We start from the raw sequence: 18,000 nt of genomic DNA on the forward strand, positions 1-18,000 counted from the left end.
ATAAAATCATAAAATTTGACGAAAAAATAAGCCATGAATGGCTTAAATAAGGGGTTTCTAAGGAAAGTTATAAAAATGATGTGTCAAACTCCCGTCACAGACGTTTCTTCTTAAAAAGAGAACTGTAAAGAAAAGGGACGATAAGATTGTAAGGATCCCGTTTTGGGTGTATAATAAAAAAGAAATACCAGTGTGGTTCATAAATAAAGAGAAAAGAACTTTGTTTACTGGCATTGACAGAATCGAAATGGAGGGAAGATTCAAATGAAAATTGCAGTAACATATGAAGAAGGAAAGGTGTTTCAGCATTTTGGACACACAGAACACTTCAAATTTTATGAGGTGGAAGACGGAAAAGTCACAACGAGTCAAGTTGTAGACACGAACGGAAGCGGACATGGAGCGCTTGCAGGACTGCTTGCGGAGCATCAAGTGGATGTTTTAATCTGCGGCGGTATTGGAGGCGGCGCACAGGCAGCGCTTGCGGAAGCGGGAATCAAGCTTTATGGAGGAGTGACCGGAGAGGCAGATCAAGCTGTTGAGGCATTTTTAAACGAAGCACTTTCTTATGATCCAAATGTGAAATGCAGTCATCATGAAGGGGAACACGAGCATCATGAGAACTGTGCAGGCGGCGGATGCGGAAGTGGTCACTGCGGACATTAAAAGAATAAATAAGAGATTCGTAGGCTACCGGAAAAACGGTAGTCTATTTTCTACTCGTTTAAGACCTGGGAGCAGGTACAAAATAGAAAGATCAGACTATTAAGAAGAAAGGTTGATGTCATGATAACAGAAAAGAAAGAGAAGCGGATTTTAATGATGTCCTTTATTTCAGGACTTGCGTTTGCTGTCATAGAATTTATATTTTCTATTTACAGTCACTCACAATCAGCTTTGACGGATGCGGTATATGATGCTTCCGAATTAGTATTTATCGCTTTGTTACTATTTTTAACACCATTGTTTCATAAGCCGGTATCGGAAAAACATCCCTATGGATATTTTCAGATCGAGTCCATATTTGTCATTATCAAAGGAGTCATGATGCTGTCAGTGACAATGGGAGTTTCGGCAGAGATTATTGAGTCGGCATTATCGGGTGGTAATGCGGTGAATAATGCACAAATTTCTGTTTTTCAATTATTTTTGGGGATAGCAAGTATTATTATTTTTGTGATTATGAAAAAGTGGAACAAAAATTTATCCTCTCCTACCATTGAAGCAGAATTGTTAGGATGGAAATTGGATATTGTTTACAGCTTGGGTATGTCATTTGCCTTTTTTATATCACTTTATTTAGAGCGCACACCGCTTGCGTTTGTAGCTCCATATTTTGATCAGATTGTGGCGGTAGTAGTGATGATCTTCATGCTTCCGGAAAGTGTGAAAGTATTGTGGAATGCGATAAAAGAAGTATTTTTGTTTTCACCGGAAAAACATGTAGTGGACGAGATTAAAACACTTTGCAATCCGATTTTAGAGAAATATCAGTTTTCCCCTGTATTTTATGATGTGACTAAGACAGGACGGCATTTATGGATCGCAGTCTATTTTCAGATTGCAACAGAAAGTATGTCTGTGCGGGACTTGGAGTCTGCATTGAGACAGGTAAATGAGCAGACAAAGGAAAAATACCAGGAATGCACGTGTGAATTGATTTTAGTACCCGGAAAATAAAATATGATTTGGAAAGAGATGATTTGGAAAGAGAAAACAATTGCATTGACATCATCTATATGATTATTTATAATATCAGTTTGAATTACATGTATTCCGTTGTTAAACTAAAAAAGGAATAGAAAACAATACAAGGAGGAAATAAGATGAGAAAGAAATTAGTCAGTTTATTGTTAGTGACTGCTATGTCAGTGACTGCTTTAGCAGGATGCGGTTCCAAAGCTGACGGAACTGAAGGAAGTAAAAAAGAAGCGCAGTCTATTACATTTATGGCTCCTGATTGGGCGGTACCGACAGATGAACAGCTGGATGAATTTACAAAAGAAACAGGAATAGAAGTTGTAGTCAATGAAGTTGGCTGGGATGATATTCGTGAAAAAATGGTTACTGCAGCTGCAGGAGGACAGGCCGTTGCAGATGTGGTAGAAGTAGACTGGTCATGGGTTGGTGAATTTTATGCGGCTGACTGGTTAGAGCCATTAGAGGTTTCTGATGAAGTAAAAGCAGATATGCCTACTCTGGAAACATTTACAAAAGATGGAAAAGTACTTGCAATCCCATATGCAAACGATTACCGTTTATCTTACTATAATACAGAACAGTTTGAAAAAGCCGGAATTACAGAGGAGCCTCAGACATGGGAGGATGTGCTGGAAGCATGCCGAACATTAAAATCTACAGGGACAGTAGAGCATCCTTTTGCAATTGCATTAAATGCAGAGGAAAAAACAACAACCTGTTTGATGTGGCTTGCATATACGATGAATGGTGTTGTCTATAATGAAGATGGTACTTTAAATGAAGAATCTGTAACAGAGGCTTTAAAGTACATGGAAACTCTGATTCAGGAAGAACTTGTAGATCCGGCAGATAAGACTTCATCTGGTATGGATGCCTATAAACGTCTGACAGGTGGAAGCGCAAGCTTCTTAACAGGACCGACTTCTTTTGTATCCAGAAGCACAAATCCAGAGGAGTGCAGCGTTGTCGGACAGATTACACCAATCCTTACACCGGGAAAAGAAGGAAAATCCGAAGTGACAATGGCTCTCCCAGAAGCGCTTGGTGTAACAAAATTTTCTAAAAACAAAGAGGCAGCGAAAAAATTTGTTGAGTGGTATACATCTGCTGATATGCAGAAAAAATTAAACGAAACAAACAGTGCGATTCCAACAAGAAATTCAGTGTTAGAAGAACTTATCAACGATGATAAAATTCAGAATGCTGGTGCAATGCTGGAAGAGGCGAAGTTAATTTCTTCTCCATTCCCGGATGGAATCCCGTCTTACTATGCGGAGATGAGCAATGCAATGTACAATGCAATCAACAAAATGGCTCTTGGTGAACTGACAGCTGAAGAAGCTTTCAAAGAAATGGATACTAAGATCACTGAGTTAGCAGGACAGAAATAATGAAAAAGAAGATTTTACCATATCTTTTACTCACACCCATGATACTGATCATGGGTGTATTAGTATTTTATCCGATTGCAGCAACCTTTTCTTACAGCCTAAAGTATTGGAAACTGACTGCGCCAAATGACATTCATTTTATTGGATTCGATAACTACATAAATATTTTAAAATCAGAGTCCTTCTGGTACAGCCTCCAGAATACGGTGTTCCTCCTCGTACTGATTTTGTTTGGAACAACCATTCTCGGGGTGCTGCTCTCTCTGTTTTTGAATATTGAAGTAAAGTTTTCCGGAGTTCTGCTTGCAGTTGCGGTTCTTCCGTGGGCACTGCCGCCTTATGTAAATGGAATTTTGTGGAGATTTATTTTTTACCCGGGATACGGTCTGATGAACAAGCTGCTGATCGGAATGGGAATGGTCGATCAGCCGGTCGAATGGCTCAATTCGAGGTGGACACTTCTCTTTGTCGTATCCATTGTAGTAATTTGGAGGAGCATTCCGTTTATGGCGCTGGTATGTCTTGCCGGAAGACAGTCGATTCCACATGAATTATATGAAGCTGCAAAAATCGATGGCGCAAATGTTCCAAATATTTTTCGGCGGATCACGTTCCCGCTGATGCTTCCGTTTATTGGAATCGGAGTGACATCCACTTCAGTGACAGCGATCAATGTTTTTGATGAGATTGTTGCGTTATCTGGTTATAGCGATCTGGGGAAAAATATCCTTGTGGAAAGCTATTTGACGACATTTAGTTTCCTGGACTTTGGAAAAGGAAGCGCAGTTACCTATCTGGTAATGTTCCTCGCCGCAATCTTAGGAATCTTTTACTTGCGGAGTCTGAATAAGGAGGTGGAATACTAATGAAATGGTTGAAAAAAGCAGGGTATGTTTTGTGCTTACTTGTATTCCTTCTTCTGACGCTTGGACCATTTGTGTGGGCGTTTATTTTGTCTATTACTCCGGAGCATGCGATGCTTGCGAAATCGACAGCGCTTCTTCCGGAAGTAGTTACCTGGAAAAACTATTTGGAACTGTTTGGAGGAAGTCGGAAAGGACAGCTTTTGTTTGCCGGCATCGCAAATTCGTTAAAAGCGGTTGGCATGACTTTGCTGGTTGGGATTCCAATCTGTCTGATGAGTGCATACACGTTGAGTCGTATGGAATTTAAAGGGAGAAAATTCATCCGGAATCTTCTTTTGATCACGATGGTCATTCCTGTCATGGCGACGATCATTCCGTTGTTTCGGATTTTTGTTGCCAGACAGTTGTTGGATAACGTATTTTGGCTCAGCCTTGTTTATGTCAGTTCGTATCTTCCGATGATTACCTGGCTGATGTCCAATTATTTTTCTACGATACCAAAAGAATTAGAAGAAGCGGCAGTGATTGATGGCTGCGGCAGGCTTGCTGTTTTTATGAGGATTTTTCTTCCGATTTCTTATCCGATCATCCTCTCAGCAGCATTGATCATATTTTTAAACACATGGAATCAGTTTCAGATTCCGTTAATTCTCGCTTCTTCTGTGGGGACAAAACCGGTGGCGATCGTTGTATCCGAGTTCATGACAAAGGACTCCATTCAATACGGTCTGACTGCGGCTGCAGGGATTATAACTGTGATTCCACCGGCCATTACAGCGTTAATCTTTCGAAAGTTTTTGATTTCCGGAATGATGCGTGGATCTGTAAAAGGTTAGAGCCTTCCTTTTTTCGTGGGTGAAGTGTGGGACTGTTGGAAAATGAAAAAACATTTTTCAACAGTCTTTTTTTGCTTTTTTTAAAATATTTTGAGGGAAAGATAAAAATATTATAAGTAATAGCCTATAAGTTATATAAAACTTATGTATTTTACAAATGATATAGAGTGTGATAAACTCATTTCGGAAACAGGGAAGACCAGAGAAGGTTTACATAGAAAATGGAGGAGAGCATTATGAAAAAGGATTATAGTAAACTATGGGTGTTATTTAAGTCAATGTTTGTGCTCAGTGCATGCACATTCGGAGGGGGATTTGTCATTGTATCCTTGATGAAGAAAAAATTTGTGGAAGAGCTGCAGTGGTTGGAGGAGGATGAGATGCTTGATGTGACGGCGATCACACAGTCAGCGCCCGGTCCGCTTCCAGTGAATGCTTCGGTGATCATCGGATATCGGATCGCAGGGGTCATAGGTTCGCTGACGGCTATTCTCGGTACAATTCTTCCGCCGATGATCATTATTTCCATCATCTCACTGTTCTATGAACAGTTCCGTACCAATCCGTATATCAGTACAGCGCTGCAGGTGATGCGGGCAGGTGTGGCAGCGGTTATCTTTGACGTAGTCATTAACCTTGCTGGAAATGTGATAAAGACAAAACGGATTCTGTATATTTCCATGATGGTCATCGCTTTTGTTGCGACGTATCTGCTGGATGTCAGCGCAATGATCATTATTCTGACTTGTCTTGGAATTGGTCTGCTGGATCTTGCTGTAGGAACTTTTCGGAAAAAGAATGGAGGGGTTGCATAAATGTTATTATTAAAATTATTTTTTGCTTTCATACAAGTTGGAATGTTCAGTGTAGGCGGTGGATATGCTGCTATTCCACTGATTCAGGAACAGATTGTCAATATTTACGGGTTAATGACACTGGAAGAATTTTCAGATTTGATCACGGTTGCAGAGATGACGCCGGGACCGATTTCCATCAATTCAGCAACGTTCGTAGGAATGCGGATTGCAGGGATTCCAGGTGTTCTGCTCTGTTCGATTGGATGTATCATACCATCCTTTTGCATTTGTCTGATCCTTGCACATTTCTATTATAAATATCGTTCGGTTGGTGGTGTGCAGGTTGTTCTTGGAGCAATGCGGCCGGCAGTTGTATCTCTGATCGCCTCTGCAGGTGCGTCCATTTTGATGTTGGGATTATTCCAGGCAGAGTTAAGAGAAGTGGTAGTTGGTGAACTTCGCGTTGTAGAGTTGGGAATTTTTGTGGTAGCACTGTTCCTCCTGAGAAAATACAAAGTAAGCGCAATTGCAATTATTTTGGGAAGCGGTGTTGTCGGGACGATAATTTATGCACTGTTGGGAGCCATCTAAATCACTGTGAGGTTCATCCGGAAAAGCAGAAGAATCCGAAGATTTTAGGGAAAAAGAAGAGCAGGGACCAAGATAGAAGGGAAGGAACATATGACAATCAGGCATTTGAAAATATTTACGGCGGTAGCAGATTACGGCGGGATGAGCAAGGCGGCAAAGATGCTGCACATCTCTCAGCCGAGTATCAGCCAGGCAGTTTCAGAACTTGAGAAACATTATGGAGTAAAGCTGTTTGAACGGCTTTCACAAAAGATATATTTGACGAAAGAAGGAGAGCTGATGCTCTCTTTTTCCCGTCATATTCTCGATTCGTTCGACCATATGGAAGCGGCGATGAACCGGGCAGTAGAAACAACAAGTCTGCGGATTGGATGCAGCGTATCTGTGGGCACATGTCTGATCAATGATATTCTGGATCAGGCAGAGAAACGGATCCCAGAATGTATGATCAGTGTCAATGTGAGCAATTCTTCAGAGATTGAGAGACAGATTTTAAATAATGAAGTGGATCTTGGAATTGTGGAAGGAATTTTAAAAAGCAAGGATCTCGTCCTGACACCTGTCTGTAAGGATGAGATGGTTGTCGTTTGTGGAAGAGAGCACTGGCTTGCAAAAGAGAGAGGTGTGACATTGGAGATGCTCCAGGGGGAGTCATACATTAGCAGAGAAAGCGGCAGCGCGGAGCGCAATCAGATTGAAAAGATGTTTGAGGATCGTGGAGTACAGCTTCGCAGGACATTTTGCAGTACGAATACGGAAGCAATTAAAAATGCGGTGATCCGTGGAAGAGGGATTGCCATTTTCTCAAGAAGAATGATCGAGAAAGAGGCAGAAGACAGAAGCATTGTCATACTGCCGTTAAAGGAGATCAGTGTCACAAGGAACATCCATCTTGCCATTCATAAAAATAAATATTTGTCAGAGGAAATCAAAGTACTTCAGGAAATTTTATTGAGCAGTTGCTAATTTTTCCAGATTGTACAGACATATGGATTTGAGGAGAGCTAAATCGGATCAGCTATGATTTTGTTTAAGTACATTTAAGGTAACCTCTGTATACTGTTGTCAAGAAACAGATTAGCTATTCAGACAGTATCAGAAGGAGAAAAATAGATGAAGAATTTTCGGAAACAATATGGGAAAAATGTATGCAGAAGTCTTTTGCTTCTTATCGCAGGGACGGCGGTTATAACCGTTCATGCACAGACAGTGAAGCAGGAGGAAAAAGAAGAGGCAGATCTGGAAGCAAAAAGGGAACTGATCAGAGAAATCTATAGCGAGGAATATCAGCAGGAAGTGTCTGATAGACTGGAAGAGGCAAAGGCAGGAGGAAACTATACGGAGGACACCATGCTGATTGAGCCGAACCCATATGGTACGAATTCGTTGTCGCTCTATGTTTATTTCCAGACAAAGGAGAAAGCACAGGTATCCTATACGGTATCAGTAGAGGATGAAAACATTGCAGATTTTACTGCGGATGAAAATGCGCGTCTGCGTGAAGAAGAGTTAGAACACAGGGAGACAGAAGGAAAGACAGAACATGAATTTCAGGTGATCGGGCTTGTTCCCGATCATACAAATACAGTGACTTTTACGATCACCTATGCAGATGGAAATCAGGTGATAAGAGAGTATAAGCACAACCCAGGTTCTGTATACGGAGAGGAAGAAATGCAGCTGGAAGTGACAGATGCAAAGGAAAATAGTGAAGAGGAATTAAGCGATGGTTTGTATGTAATTCTGGGAAATGACAGTGAGGGGCTGGACTTTATGTATTATTATGATACCAATGGTGTGCTCAGAGGGGAAATTCCAATCATAGGATACAGAAGTCATGGGATTCTCTTTTGGGAAGAGTGTATGTACTACAGCATTTCTGCAACGAAGATTGCTGCGGTGAATGCACTTGGAAAGGTGGAGAAGGTTTATGATACCGGGACATACAAGCTGCATCATGACTACACTTTTGATGAAGAAGGAAACCTGATTGTGCTGGCAACGGACACACAGAGTAATTCGGTGGAGGATCGAATTATCCGTATCGATCATGAGACAGGGGAGATTACAGATGTGTTTGATCTGGCTGAGGTTCTAGGGAAGTATAAGGAGTTGCTCACGGATGCGGACACGGAGGATTTAGACTGGATGCATATTAATACATTACAGTGGATGGGAGAACAGACAGTCATATTAAGTTCCAGAGAGACTTCGTCAATATTGAAAATCTCCAGTATCTTTGAAACTCCAAAACTTGAGTACATCATCGGAGAAAAGGGATTTTGGAACGGAACCGGATATGAAGATTTTCTTCTGGAAAAAGATGAGAGCGACGGAACATTTTCCGGAACCGGAGGACAGCATACCGTTACTTATGAAACTTCTGAAGCACTGGAAGACGGAGCGTATTATCTCTACATGTTTAACAATAATCTGGGATACAGTGAGTCAAGAGATTATGATTGGACGCAGATTGAAGGGATTGCCACTTCAATCGACGTGGAAGCGGTTTCTTACTATTATAAATATCTAGTAAATGAGACAGAAGGTACATATGAGCTTGTGAAGTCTTTTGAAGTGCCGTTTTCTCCTTATGTAAGCAGTGCACAAGAATATGATGAGAATATTATCGTGGATTCGGGAATGAAAGGAATCTTTGGAGAGTACGATCAAGACGGAAGTCTCCTGAGACAGTTTCAGATGAAATTAGCAGATAGATATATTTATAGAGTATACAAATATCATTTTTAAAGAAAAGCTCGCAGATGGGACAAAATTCAAGTGTAGTGTGGTATAATAAATTTATTTCATGTAGATGAAAAGGCAGTGTATCTGTCTTTCCAGACAGCAGAAGAAATGAAAAGGAAAAAAGAGGGACAAAAGAGAATGAAGATTTTGAGTATTACAGCACAGAAACCACACAGCACGGGAAGCGGTGTCTATCTGACAGAACTTGTGAAAAACTGGGCAGAAGCGGGACATGAACAGTCTGTTATCGGGGGAGTTTACGAGGAAGATCAGGTTGATTTTCCTGATGGGGTGAAGTTCTATCCGGTATTTTATCAGACAGAGGCACTTCCATTTGCAATTACAGGGATGTCTGACGAGATGCCGTATGAGAGCACATGCTACAAGGATCTGACATCAGAGATGTTGGGGCAATTTCGGGAAATATTTTGCCGTACGATTGAAGATGCAGTGAGGGAGCTGAACCCAGATGTGATTGTCTGTCATCACCTTTATCTTCTGGCAGCGATGGTCAGGGAATGGTATCCGGGGAAAAAGATCATTGCCATCTGTCATGGATCGGATCTGCGGCAGATAGAAAAGAATACTCTGGAGCGAGAGTATATCAAGGAACGTATTCGGCAGTTAGACGGAGTGATCGCACTTCACAGGGAACAAAAGAAGGAAATCGAAAGAATTTTTCAAGTCAAAGAAGAAAAAATAAAAGTTGCCGGTGTCGGTTACAATGATAAGATCTTTTTTCAAACTGGTGAAAAAAAGGAGAAGAAAGAATCGTTTCAGATTATATTTGCAGGAAAAGTTTCAGAAAAGAAAGGAGTATGCAGCCTGCTTCGTGCGCTTTCCTATCTTCCGTATCCAAAAGAAAAATTGAAAGTTGTGCTTGCAGGTGGACATGGGCCGGAGGAGGAATATGAGCAGATACAGCAACTGGCGACAGAATGTCGCTATCCGGTCCAGTTTTTAGGAATGTTGTCTCAAGCAGAATTGGCGGAGCAATTTCGGCAAAGTGATGTATTTATACTCCCTTCTTTTTTTGAAGGGCTGGCGCTTGTCAATATTGAAGCGATGGCATGCGGATGCAAAGTAGTTTGTTCAGATATTCCGGGAATGAAAGACTGGTTTGAGGAAAATGTTCCGGGAGAGCAGATTACTTTCGTAAAACTTCCGAGGATGGAGAACACCGATGAGCCGGTGGCAGAAGAACTTCCGGCATTTGAACAGCGACTGGCAGAAGCATTGCGGCAGAAGTTGGAACAAACAGAAGAAGAAACTCCACAGCTTTCTCAGATTTCCTGGAGAAAAATCAGCGAATGTGTATTGAGATAGAGAAAATTTAGGTTACTCATAGATAAAATGAATAAGTATTCCGTCTTATTTTATATTTCTATTAGAAAAAATGTGGCTGGAGTGATAACATTATTTTTAGAAGTGATTAGTGTGCAGAGATATTCTTGCTTGTCAATAAATGGTTGTACACTTGTCGGAAAAATGGAATTTTTTCATCAGGATTTCGGTGTAAAGATACAGAGAAAGGGGAAAGATTCAGGGGGAAGACCAATGAATCAGGGCGTAAAATGTTTATTGATTTACACATGCATGAGTGTACCTATTCCAAAGATAGTCACTTAAAATTAGAGGAAATCGTAGAGTTGGCAAAAAAGAGAGGGCTGGGGGCAGTCTGCATTACAGACCACGATGATATGGGTCTGAAAGAGTATGCGGCGGAATATTCAAAAAAGACTGGATTTCCAATCTTTGTCGGAATTGAATTTTTTTCCTTACAAGGAGATATTGTAGCATTCGGAATTGAAGAATATCCGAAAGAGCGAGTGAATGCTCAGGAATTTATTGACCTTGTGAAAGCGCAGGGAGGAATTTGCTTCAGTGCTCATCCGTTTCGTAACAACAACCGTGGGCTGGAAGAGAATTTGAAAATTGTTCATGGGCTGGACGGAGTGGAAGTATTAAATGGAAGCACATTGCCGGAAGCAAATAAAAAGGCGGCAGATGATGCCAAAGAGTTAGGATTGGTTACTGTAGGTTCCAGCGATTGTCATGTAAGAGAGAAAGTAGGATTTTTCGCGACGTATTTCCCGGAAGATGTGTATACGATGGAAGACTTTATGCGCGTGTTCAAGAGCGGCGGGTGTAAGCCTGCTTATTATTGGGAAGGGGAATATAAAATCTGGGATATGGAGACGCCGATACATAAGCCGTTTTTGCTAAAAGAATAGAAGGGAAATGGCAGAAGGCGAAAGTAATGAAAACTCATAGAAAGAAGAAACTCTGCCGGGGGAGGTGAGTTTCTTCTTTCACTTTGTGGAGAAAGCCGGAAAGATGTTGTATACATCTTGACCGGCTAAAAAGAAAAAGCTCTATGTAAACGCAAAACGTAGTAGTTAGGCGAAGTACAATAGCCACAAATAATAAAAGTATAAATGCAACCATTGACTTCTTTGTTTTGATAAGATTATGATAAAATAAAGTTGTGAGGAAAGTGTGACAAAAGAGAAAAGGATTTCTTAATAATCTAAAGAAGTTTAGAAAAAGGAGAAAAACGATGAACTATAAGTGGGAGGACAGCCAAAAGTCCTGTCAGATTGAGTTGTTGACGCCAGAAGAATTTCAAAGGTTGTATGCGGAGAAGTTTCCAAGAAGCTTTAAAGGTAATGAGTTGGAGCAGATTCGGTTTTGTAAGGCAGACCGTTTCTACCAGAGAGTGTCGGGGACATTTGCAATTCCGCTGAAGGAAGACCCTTCAGCAGAGAAGATTCGGTTTGGATATTATTTGTTAGAGGATACACTGATCTTTATTGAGAACAATGGAGAGGTCCGTAGAATTTTGGACGAGATGCAGGGATATCAGATGACAGATATTACATCAGCATCCTTATTGTTGTTTGATTTTATGGAGTACCTGATCAAAGATGATATGCTGTATTTACAGCAGTATGAGGAGAAACTTACTCAGATGGAGGAGATGCTTCTAGATGGGGAATTAAAGGACTTCAACAGAAGTCTGCTTGAGGTCAGAAAGGATTTATCCGCATTGAGCGCCTATTATGAACAGTTGTCAGATGTTGGCGAGACGCTTCAGCAGAATGCGGCGGAATTAGGAGATGAGCAGGATAAGTTTTTATTCGGACTGTATTACGAGCGAGCAGAAAGGTTATATGCGATGGTACAGAATCTAAAAGAATATTCGATGCAGTTAAGAGAAATGCACCAGACACAGATTGATATTAGACAGAATGAAATTATGAAAATTCTGACAGTCGTTACAACCATTTTTATGCCGCTGACATTGATTGCTGGATGGTATGGGATGAATTTTAAAAATATGCCGGAATTGGACGCGAAATACGGTTATATAGTAGTAAGTGCAATTTGTCTTGCCATTGTGGCAGTAGAAGTGTGGATTTTTCGAAAGAAAAAGTGGTTTGAGTAGTTGTTGAGGAAGAAAGGATAAAATGAAATGGAAACAATCGGAGAAAAGGCAGAAGGGAAATCTCTGACAAGGTCAGTGACAAAGAAAAGTACACAAAAACGAAGGATAACAAACTGTGAGAGCTGTATGAATTACGAATACGATGAAGAGTATGAGTATTATGTGTGCAGCAAAAATCTGGATGAGGATGAGATGTATCGGTTTGTCCGGGGAGAATTCCGGGATTGTCCATATTATCAGTTTGGAGACGAGTACCAGATTGTGAAGAAGCAGATATAATAGGGCAGTTTCTATACTAGAGAAAGATGAGAAGAGGAAACGATATGGTGATAAGACAGAGCAAACATTTCAACTTGCAGCAGATCTGCGATTCAGGGCAGTGCTTTCGGATGGAGAGAGTATCGGAGAACTGTTACAGGGTGATTGCATTTGGCAGATCTCTGGAAATCTTGCAGGAGGGAGAGCAATGTACATTTTTCTGCACGCCGCACGAGTTTGAGGAGATATGGAACGATTATTTTGATTTGGAAACGGATTATCAAAGTTATATAGAGGAGATTAACCCAAATGATTCTTACTTGCTCGCGGCGGCAGAGTGGGGGAGTGGGATACGGATTCTCCGGCAGGATTTGTGGGAGATGATAGCATCATTTCTGATTTCCCAGCAGAACCATATTACGAGAATCCGGAAGTGTATTCAAAATCTGTGTGAGACATACGGTGAGGAGAGGACAGGCGATTCCGGAAATACATTTTATACATTTCCGGAGCCGGAAAAACTAGCAGAACTTGGGGATGATGATCTCAAAGCATGCAATCTTGGATATCGCAGTAAATATGTTGTGCGGACTGCAAAAAGTATTGTATCAGGGGAAGTGGATCTGGATGCAATCCGACATCTGCCTTATGCAAAAGCAAAGAAAGAGTTGTTAAAGTTGTTTGGAGTCGGTGAGAAAGTTGCAGACTGTATCTGTCTGTTTGCGCTTCATCATCTGCAGGCATTTCCGATAGATACACATATCAGTCAGGCACTTCAGAAGCACTATAAGCGAGGATTTCCAAACCGCAGATATAAGGGCATGCAGGGTGTGATGCAGCAGTACATTTTTTACTATGAACTGACCGGAGATCATGAAAAAAGGCATATGTAAGAAGTGACAGGAGGTATAAATAATGGCAGACAGAACAGTGCAGATAAAAAAACTGGAGCAGCTTGGAATCTGTGTTTCAGAAGGAATAGAGCAGTTCGGGGAAGAACAATATTTTAAAGAATTGGAGCAGTTTGTAAGGGGACAGGAGTTCCTGCGGCTTGGGCAGACAGTGACAAGAGGACAGTGGTCAGCTGCGAGAATGACAATGCGGAGAATCGGTCAGACGATGGAGCGGCTGAGAATGCAGAGCATGAAGAAATTTCTTCCACAGCTTCAGAATACATTTGCCAGAAAAAATACAGCGCAGGCAAAAAATGTGCTTGCGCTGATGACACAGAGACGTGTGCAGATCATTCGGATTTTGACAGAAGCATAAGAGCATTTGTAGCATGAGCTTCTCTTTAGAAAAGTTCCAGAAGGGATTCGGACAGCATTCCCTCGAGCGTGTGGACAAGACATTCTAATCCATGTCGGTCTTCATCGTCGAACCGATGAAGGCATGGACTGTCGATATCGAGGACACCGACTACTTTCCCGCTGCAGTGGATGGGAACGACTATTTCGGAATTAGAGGCAGAGTCACAAGCGATATGTCCGGGGAATGCGTGGACATCTGGCACAAGCATTGTGCGGTCTTCTGCGACAGCAGTACCACAGACTCCCTTTCCTGCTTTGATCTCTACGCATGCAGGTTTTCCCTGGAATGGTCCGAGAATCAGAGTGTCGTCTTTCAGAAGGTAGAATCCTACCCAGTTAATGTCGCGCAGTGCTCCGGCAAGAAGTGCGGAAGCATTTGCAAGATTTGCGGTCAGGTGAGGAACTCCGTCGACCAGTCCGGTCAGTTGCGTTCTGAGAAGACGGTACATCAAAGTTTTGTCATCAGGATAAGTTGTTGCAATCTGTTTCATAAAAAACTCCATTCTGCCGTTCGAACGGCAATTTAATAAAGTCATTCTATCACAAGAAGAAGAACAGGTCAAAAGCCAGGATGGGGATTTTTATGTGGATGAAAGATGGGAAATGTGGAAAAAAGCGGGAAGCAAAATATAAGATGTGGAAAATAGTATCAGATTCAGGAGGAGATATATGATTTTAGTAGACGCGGATGCATGTCCGGTTATCAGGTTGATTGAGCAGATTGCAGAGAAATATAGTGTTCCCTGCATTTTATTTTGTGATACGAATCATGTATTGTCATCTGATTATAGTGAAGTGAAAGTGATCGGTGCGGGGATGGATGCAGTTGATTTTGCACTTGTCGGAGCATGCAGCAGAGGGGATATTGTTGTGTCGCAGGATTATGGTGTTGCGGCGATGGTGCTTGGAAAAGGTGCTTACTGCATTCATCAAAATGGACGAGAGTATACAAATGAAAATATTGACAGGCTCCTGATGGAGAGGCATATGGCTAAGAAAGCCAGAAGGGCAAAGAGCAAGCATCATCTGAAAGGACCTGCCAGACGTACCGAGGAGGATGACAGAAAGTTTGCAGAAGCATTTGAGAGGATCGTTCGAAAGAGTTTTCAGTTATAGGAACAGCTATGGATAAAAGAGCGGAAGGAAAGAAGATACCAGAGAGGCAGGTGAGAGCGTGGAGGAAGTGAAAGTACGGGAGGAATTATCAGAATATCTGGATGGGCTGCAGGAGCAGATGCCGTTGGCATTTTGGAAGCTTGCGGAGATTTTTAAATATCAAGTATTTGAACTTTGCGAGGAACCTGAAGAGAAAGAAGAGGAAAGCGGGAAAAGTTATTTCATCCCATATATGATGAATGATGCGATTGAGGATTATCTGGTCTTGGAAAACTGCCGGATGGTAGGAGAGGTTGCCGCAGAAGAGCAAGCGGGAGGATTGGAACTGTCCGCGAGGATTTCCGGGAAAGAGGGCGCTTATGTACTTGTTGTACGGCAGAAGAGCTTGCTTCATGGGGAGGAAACGGTGTTTACACTGCATTTTGAAAAAATCCGTGAATCTAGAACCTGCTATCAGTACCATGAGATAGGGCATTTTTGGATGGAAGGACAGGAGCAGTGGAGGCGGCTTGTCTATATGGCAGGAACGATCTATGACAAATTTGCGTATGTAGGGGAAGAAGTCTGTACAGAAGGAGAATTGGAACTTCTGAGACTGGTAGAGTTTGCTCCATTTCGGAATTGGTCCCCGGTACGAGAGTCGCTGGAAGAAAAATATCCTGCGACTTATGAAGGAATTGCATGTATGGAGCAGTTTGCGGTAATGGCACAGGATCGAGGATATTTGGCACTGCTTCGTTTGTACCGCAGATTTCCATCAAGATTTCTGGAACGGTGGCTGACAAGAGCGCTGATGGATTCAAGCAGAGAGCAGCTTTACGAAACCATCTTACAGGCAGTGGAAGCCGAGTCAGGTACTTATGAAAAGCGGGATTATGGAACGGCATTTCATCAAAAGATTGCAGAAAAACGGAAGCAGGCGGAACAGAAACTGATTCGAGCAGGATTTACAGGTACATATCCGGAGTATCATCGGGGAGAGTTTGAGGTCATCATTTTGGAGGAGCATCCTTTTACGGTGATGGAATGGGATCATTTTCAATTTCGGATCTACTATATGGTATCGCAGGTGAACCGGCAAACAACAATAGGAAAGAATTGCCACAGACAGGCAAGAAACCGAGGATTCTTTCGGGGAAGAGGAAGAAACAGCTGGATTTTCACAGAAGATGGGAAAAATGTTGCAGACAGAATCCGAAAAAAGATGTAAAATAGAAAAACAAAATAAAAAGAAGACAGACCGTGAGAAAACAGAAAAAGAACAGTAGAAATTACGGGATGACAGGAGAAGATAAAGATGGCAAAGACAAAAAAGCAGAAACTGGCGCTGGAAGTGATCGAGCGCTTGCGGGAGGAATATCCAGATGCAGAGTGTACGCTGGACTATGACCAGGCATGGAAATTGTTGATCGGGGTAAGACTGGCGGCACAGTGTACCGATGAACGGGTGAATATTGTGGTAGAGAAATTATATGAGAAATTTCCAGATGTGGATGCGCTGGCAGCCGCGGATGTGGTGGAGATCGAAGAGATCGTGCGCCCTTGTGGGCTTGGAAAAAGCAAGGCGAGAGACATCAGCGCATGTATGAAGATTTTAAAAGAGCAGTATGGGGGACAGATTCCGAAGACCTTTGATGAACTTCTGAAACTTCCGGGTGTCGGAAGAAAAAGTGCAAACTTGATCATGGGTGATGTATTTGGGGAGCCGGCAATCGTCACGGATACACATTGTATCCGCCTTGTAAATCGAATCGGACTGGTAGATGGCATTAAGGAGCCAAAGAAAGTAGAGATGGAACTTTGGAAGATCATCCCACCGGAGGAAGGAAGCGATTTTTGTCACAGACTTGTATACCACGGAAGGGAAGTGTGCACGGCCCGCACAAAACCACACTGTGACAGATGCTGTCTGGCAGATATCTGTGCGAAGAAAATTTAGAGTACAGGGATATTAGTATGTGGTAGGAAAGATAAATAATAGAATTTTAACAAAAGATGCTATCCCGATTTGTGAGTGATACAAGTCAGGATAGCATCTTTTATGAAAGTTTTGATATAAGTTTTTTAATATCTTTAGATTGAATTCACGCAGCAAGTGAAATTATAAATTTACTTTTGCTAAAGCTGCTTCGTCCCCTACGACTGTCACATCTGGGTGCATCTGTAAGATGGAAGCAGGAACGTGTGGTGTTACCGGTCCGAAAAATGCTTTTTCTACGATGTCAGCCTTGTCAGCGCCACTTACAACTACAACAATTTTCTTCGCTTTCATGATCGTTCCGATTCCCATAGTGTAAGCCTGTCTTGGTACGTCGTCGATAGAAGCAAAGAATCTTTTATTTGCCTCGATCGTACTTTCCTGAAGATTTACACAGTGAGTTGTCTTTGCAAAATCATCTGCAGGCTCATTGAATCCGATGTGTCCATTGTGACCAAGTCCGAGAAGCTGAAGATCCTGACCTCCGAGAGAAGCGATCAGAGCTTCGTAGTCAGCACATTCTTTCTCACTGTCTTCGATCATTCCATTTGGCACATGTGTATTCTCTTTGTCGATGTTGACATGGTCAAATAAATTATCGTTCATGAAATAGTAATAACTTTGATCATTGTCGCGAGGAAGTCCCTTGTATTCATCTAAGTTCACAGTAGTGACTTTGGAAAAATCAAGATCTCCGTTGTTATATTTTTCGATGAGCTGCTTGTATGTACCGATCGGTGAGGAACCGGTTGCAAGTCCAAGTACACAGTCTGGCTTCGTAATGATCTGTGCAGCGATGAGATTGGCTGCTTTTTGGCTCATCTGGTCATAATCTTTCATTTTGAAAATCTTCATCATAGTTCTCCTCCAGTTTCCATGCTTATAAATAAATTAGAAATTTGTACTTTAGATAATTCAAATGTAACAAAATCAAACTGGAAAAGCAAGCTTTTGCAGATG

General features: G+C 41.8%; 20 protein-coding genes. 18 read left to right on the forward strand and 2 right to left on the reverse strand.

Annotation, left to right across the window (positions count from 1 at the left end; all coding sequences use genetic code 11):
• The first annotated feature begins 264 nt into the window (after positions 1–264).
• The 15 genes from EDD74_RS10785 (at position 265) to EDD74_RS10855 (ending at position 13,905) form a co-directional block, all read left to right on the forward strand.
• Positions 265–666, forward strand: a complete 402-nt coding sequence (locus tag EDD74_RS10785) for a NifB/NifX family molybdenum-iron cluster-binding protein (RefSeq protein WP_008977037.1) — start codon at positions 265–267, stop codon at positions 664–666.
• A gap of 120 nt (positions 667–786) precedes the next feature.
• Positions 787–1,680 carry a cation efflux transmembrane domain-containing protein gene (locus EDD74_RS10790; RefSeq protein ID WP_116441084.1) on the forward strand — a complete coding sequence of 298 codons (894 nt, stop codon included), beginning with the start codon at positions 787–789 and terminating at the stop codon, positions 1,678–1,680.
• 146 nt (positions 1,681–1,826) lie between these two features.
• Positions 1,827–3,092, forward strand: a complete 1,266-nt coding sequence (locus tag EDD74_RS10795; protein WP_116441085.1) for an ABC transporter substrate-binding protein — start codon at positions 1,827–1,829, stop codon at positions 3,090–3,092.
• A complete protein-coding gene (locus EDD74_RS10800) occupies positions 3,092–3,958 on the forward strand; it encodes a carbohydrate ABC transporter permease (protein WP_116441086.1) in 867 nt (288 codons plus the stop codon). The genes EDD74_RS10795 and EDD74_RS10800 overlap by 1 nt, the downstream gene beginning before the upstream one ends.
• Positions 3,958–4,794 carry a carbohydrate ABC transporter permease gene (locus EDD74_RS10805; RefSeq protein ID WP_116441087.1) on the forward strand — a complete coding sequence of 279 codons (837 nt, stop codon included), beginning with the start codon at positions 3,958–3,960 and terminating at the stop codon, positions 4,792–4,794. The genes EDD74_RS10800 and EDD74_RS10805 overlap by 1 nt, the downstream gene beginning before the upstream one ends.
• A gap of 236 nt (positions 4,795–5,030) precedes the next feature.
• Positions 5,031–5,609: a chromate transporter gene (locus tag EDD74_RS10810; RefSeq protein ID WP_116441088.1), complete on the forward strand. Its 579-nt coding sequence runs from the start codon at positions 5,031–5,033 to the stop codon at positions 5,607–5,609.
• Positions 5,610–6,182 carry a chromate transporter gene (locus EDD74_RS10815; RefSeq protein ID WP_016441381.1) on the forward strand — a complete coding sequence of 191 codons (573 nt, stop codon included), beginning with the start codon at positions 5,610–5,612 and terminating at the stop codon, positions 6,180–6,182.
• Positions 6,183–6,272: 90 nt separating this feature from the next.
• Positions 6,273–7,148: a LysR family transcriptional regulator gene (locus EDD74_RS10820; protein WP_116441089.1), complete on the forward strand. Its 876-nt coding sequence runs from the start codon at positions 6,273–6,275 to the stop codon at positions 7,146–7,148.
• A gap of 147 nt (positions 7,149–7,295) precedes the next feature.
• Entirely contained in the window at positions 7,296–8,933 is a 1,638-nt protein-coding gene (locus EDD74_RS10825; RefSeq protein WP_116441090.1) for an aryl-sulfate sulfotransferase, read from the forward strand.
• Between the two features lie 135 nt (positions 8,934–9,068).
• Positions 9,069–10,256, forward strand: coding sequence for a glycosyltransferase family 4 protein (locus EDD74_RS10830; RefSeq protein ID WP_116441395.1), 1,188 nt, complete (start codon positions 9,069–9,071; stop codon positions 10,254–10,256).
• Positions 10,257–10,504: 248 nt separating this feature from the next.
• Positions 10,505–11,164 carry a PHP domain-containing protein gene (locus EDD74_RS10835; protein ID WP_116441396.1) on the forward strand — a complete coding sequence of 220 codons (660 nt, stop codon included), beginning with the start codon at positions 10,505–10,507 and terminating at the stop codon, positions 11,162–11,164.
• A gap of 326 nt (positions 11,165–11,490) precedes the next feature.
• Positions 11,491–12,378: a magnesium transporter CorA family protein gene (locus tag EDD74_RS10840; RefSeq protein WP_016441385.1), complete on the forward strand. Its 888-nt coding sequence runs from the start codon at positions 11,491–11,493 to the stop codon at positions 12,376–12,378.
• A 27-nt stretch (positions 12,379–12,405) separates the two neighbouring features.
• Positions 12,406–12,657 carry a DUF6472 family protein gene (locus EDD74_RS15655; protein WP_008977027.1) on the forward strand — a complete coding sequence of 84 codons (252 nt, stop codon included), beginning with the start codon at positions 12,406–12,408 and terminating at the stop codon, positions 12,655–12,657.
• 44 nt (positions 12,658–12,701) lie between these two features.
• Complete coding sequence (locus EDD74_RS10850) at positions 12,702–13,529, forward strand: DNA-3-methyladenine glycosylase family protein (protein ID WP_116441091.1); 828 nt, start codon at positions 12,702–12,704, stop codon at positions 13,527–13,529.
• Positions 13,530–13,551: 22 nt separating this feature from the next.
• The gene (locus EDD74_RS10855) at positions 13,552–13,905 is read left to right on the forward strand and encodes a hypothetical protein (RefSeq protein ID WP_116441092.1); all 354 of its coding nucleotides are present in this window, start codon (positions 13,552–13,554) and stop codon (positions 13,903–13,905) included.
• A 25-nt stretch (positions 13,906–13,930) separates the two neighbouring features.
• Here the strand turns inward: EDD74_RS10855 and EDD74_RS10860 are convergent, their stop codons facing one another.
• The gene (locus EDD74_RS10860) at positions 13,931–14,437 is read right to left on the reverse strand and encodes a GAF domain-containing protein (RefSeq protein ID WP_116441093.1); all 507 of its coding nucleotides are present in this window, start codon (positions 14,435–14,437) and stop codon (positions 13,931–13,933) included.
• A gap of 178 nt (positions 14,438–14,615) precedes the next feature.
• Between EDD74_RS10860 and EDD74_RS10865 the strand changes: the two genes are divergently transcribed.
• The 3 genes from EDD74_RS10865 to EDD74_RS10875 all read left to right on the forward strand — a co-directional run bounded on the left by EDD74_RS10865 (position 14,616) and on the right by EDD74_RS10875 (position 17,001).
• Complete coding sequence (locus EDD74_RS10865; protein WP_008977023.1) at positions 14,616–15,062, forward strand: YaiI/YqxD family protein; 447 nt, start codon at positions 14,616–14,618, stop codon at positions 15,060–15,062.
• A 58-nt stretch (positions 15,063–15,120) separates the two neighbouring features.
• Complete coding sequence (locus tag EDD74_RS10870) at positions 15,121–16,272, forward strand: DUF3878 family protein (RefSeq protein WP_116441094.1); 1,152 nt, start codon at positions 15,121–15,123, stop codon at positions 16,270–16,272.
• Positions 16,273–16,359: 87 nt separating this feature from the next.
• Positions 16,360–17,001 (forward strand): endonuclease III domain-containing protein, encoded by a 642-nt coding sequence (locus EDD74_RS10875; protein WP_116441095.1) that lies wholly within the window; start codon positions 16,360–16,362, stop codon positions 16,999–17,001.
• Between the two features lie 162 nt (positions 17,002–17,163).
• Here EDD74_RS10875 and nagB read toward each other — a convergent pair whose 3' ends face one another.
• A complete protein-coding gene (nagB, locus tag EDD74_RS10880; protein ID WP_165851567.1) occupies positions 17,164–17,895 on the reverse strand; it encodes a glucosamine-6-phosphate deaminase in 732 nt (243 codons plus the stop codon).
• Between the last annotated feature and the right edge of the window lie 105 nt (positions 17,896–18,000).

Origin of the sequence: Faecalimonas umbilicata (genome assembly GCF_004346095.1) — a bacterium.
Lineage (GTDB): Bacteria > Bacillota > Clostridia > Lachnospirales > Lachnospiraceae > Faecalimonas > Faecalimonas umbilicata.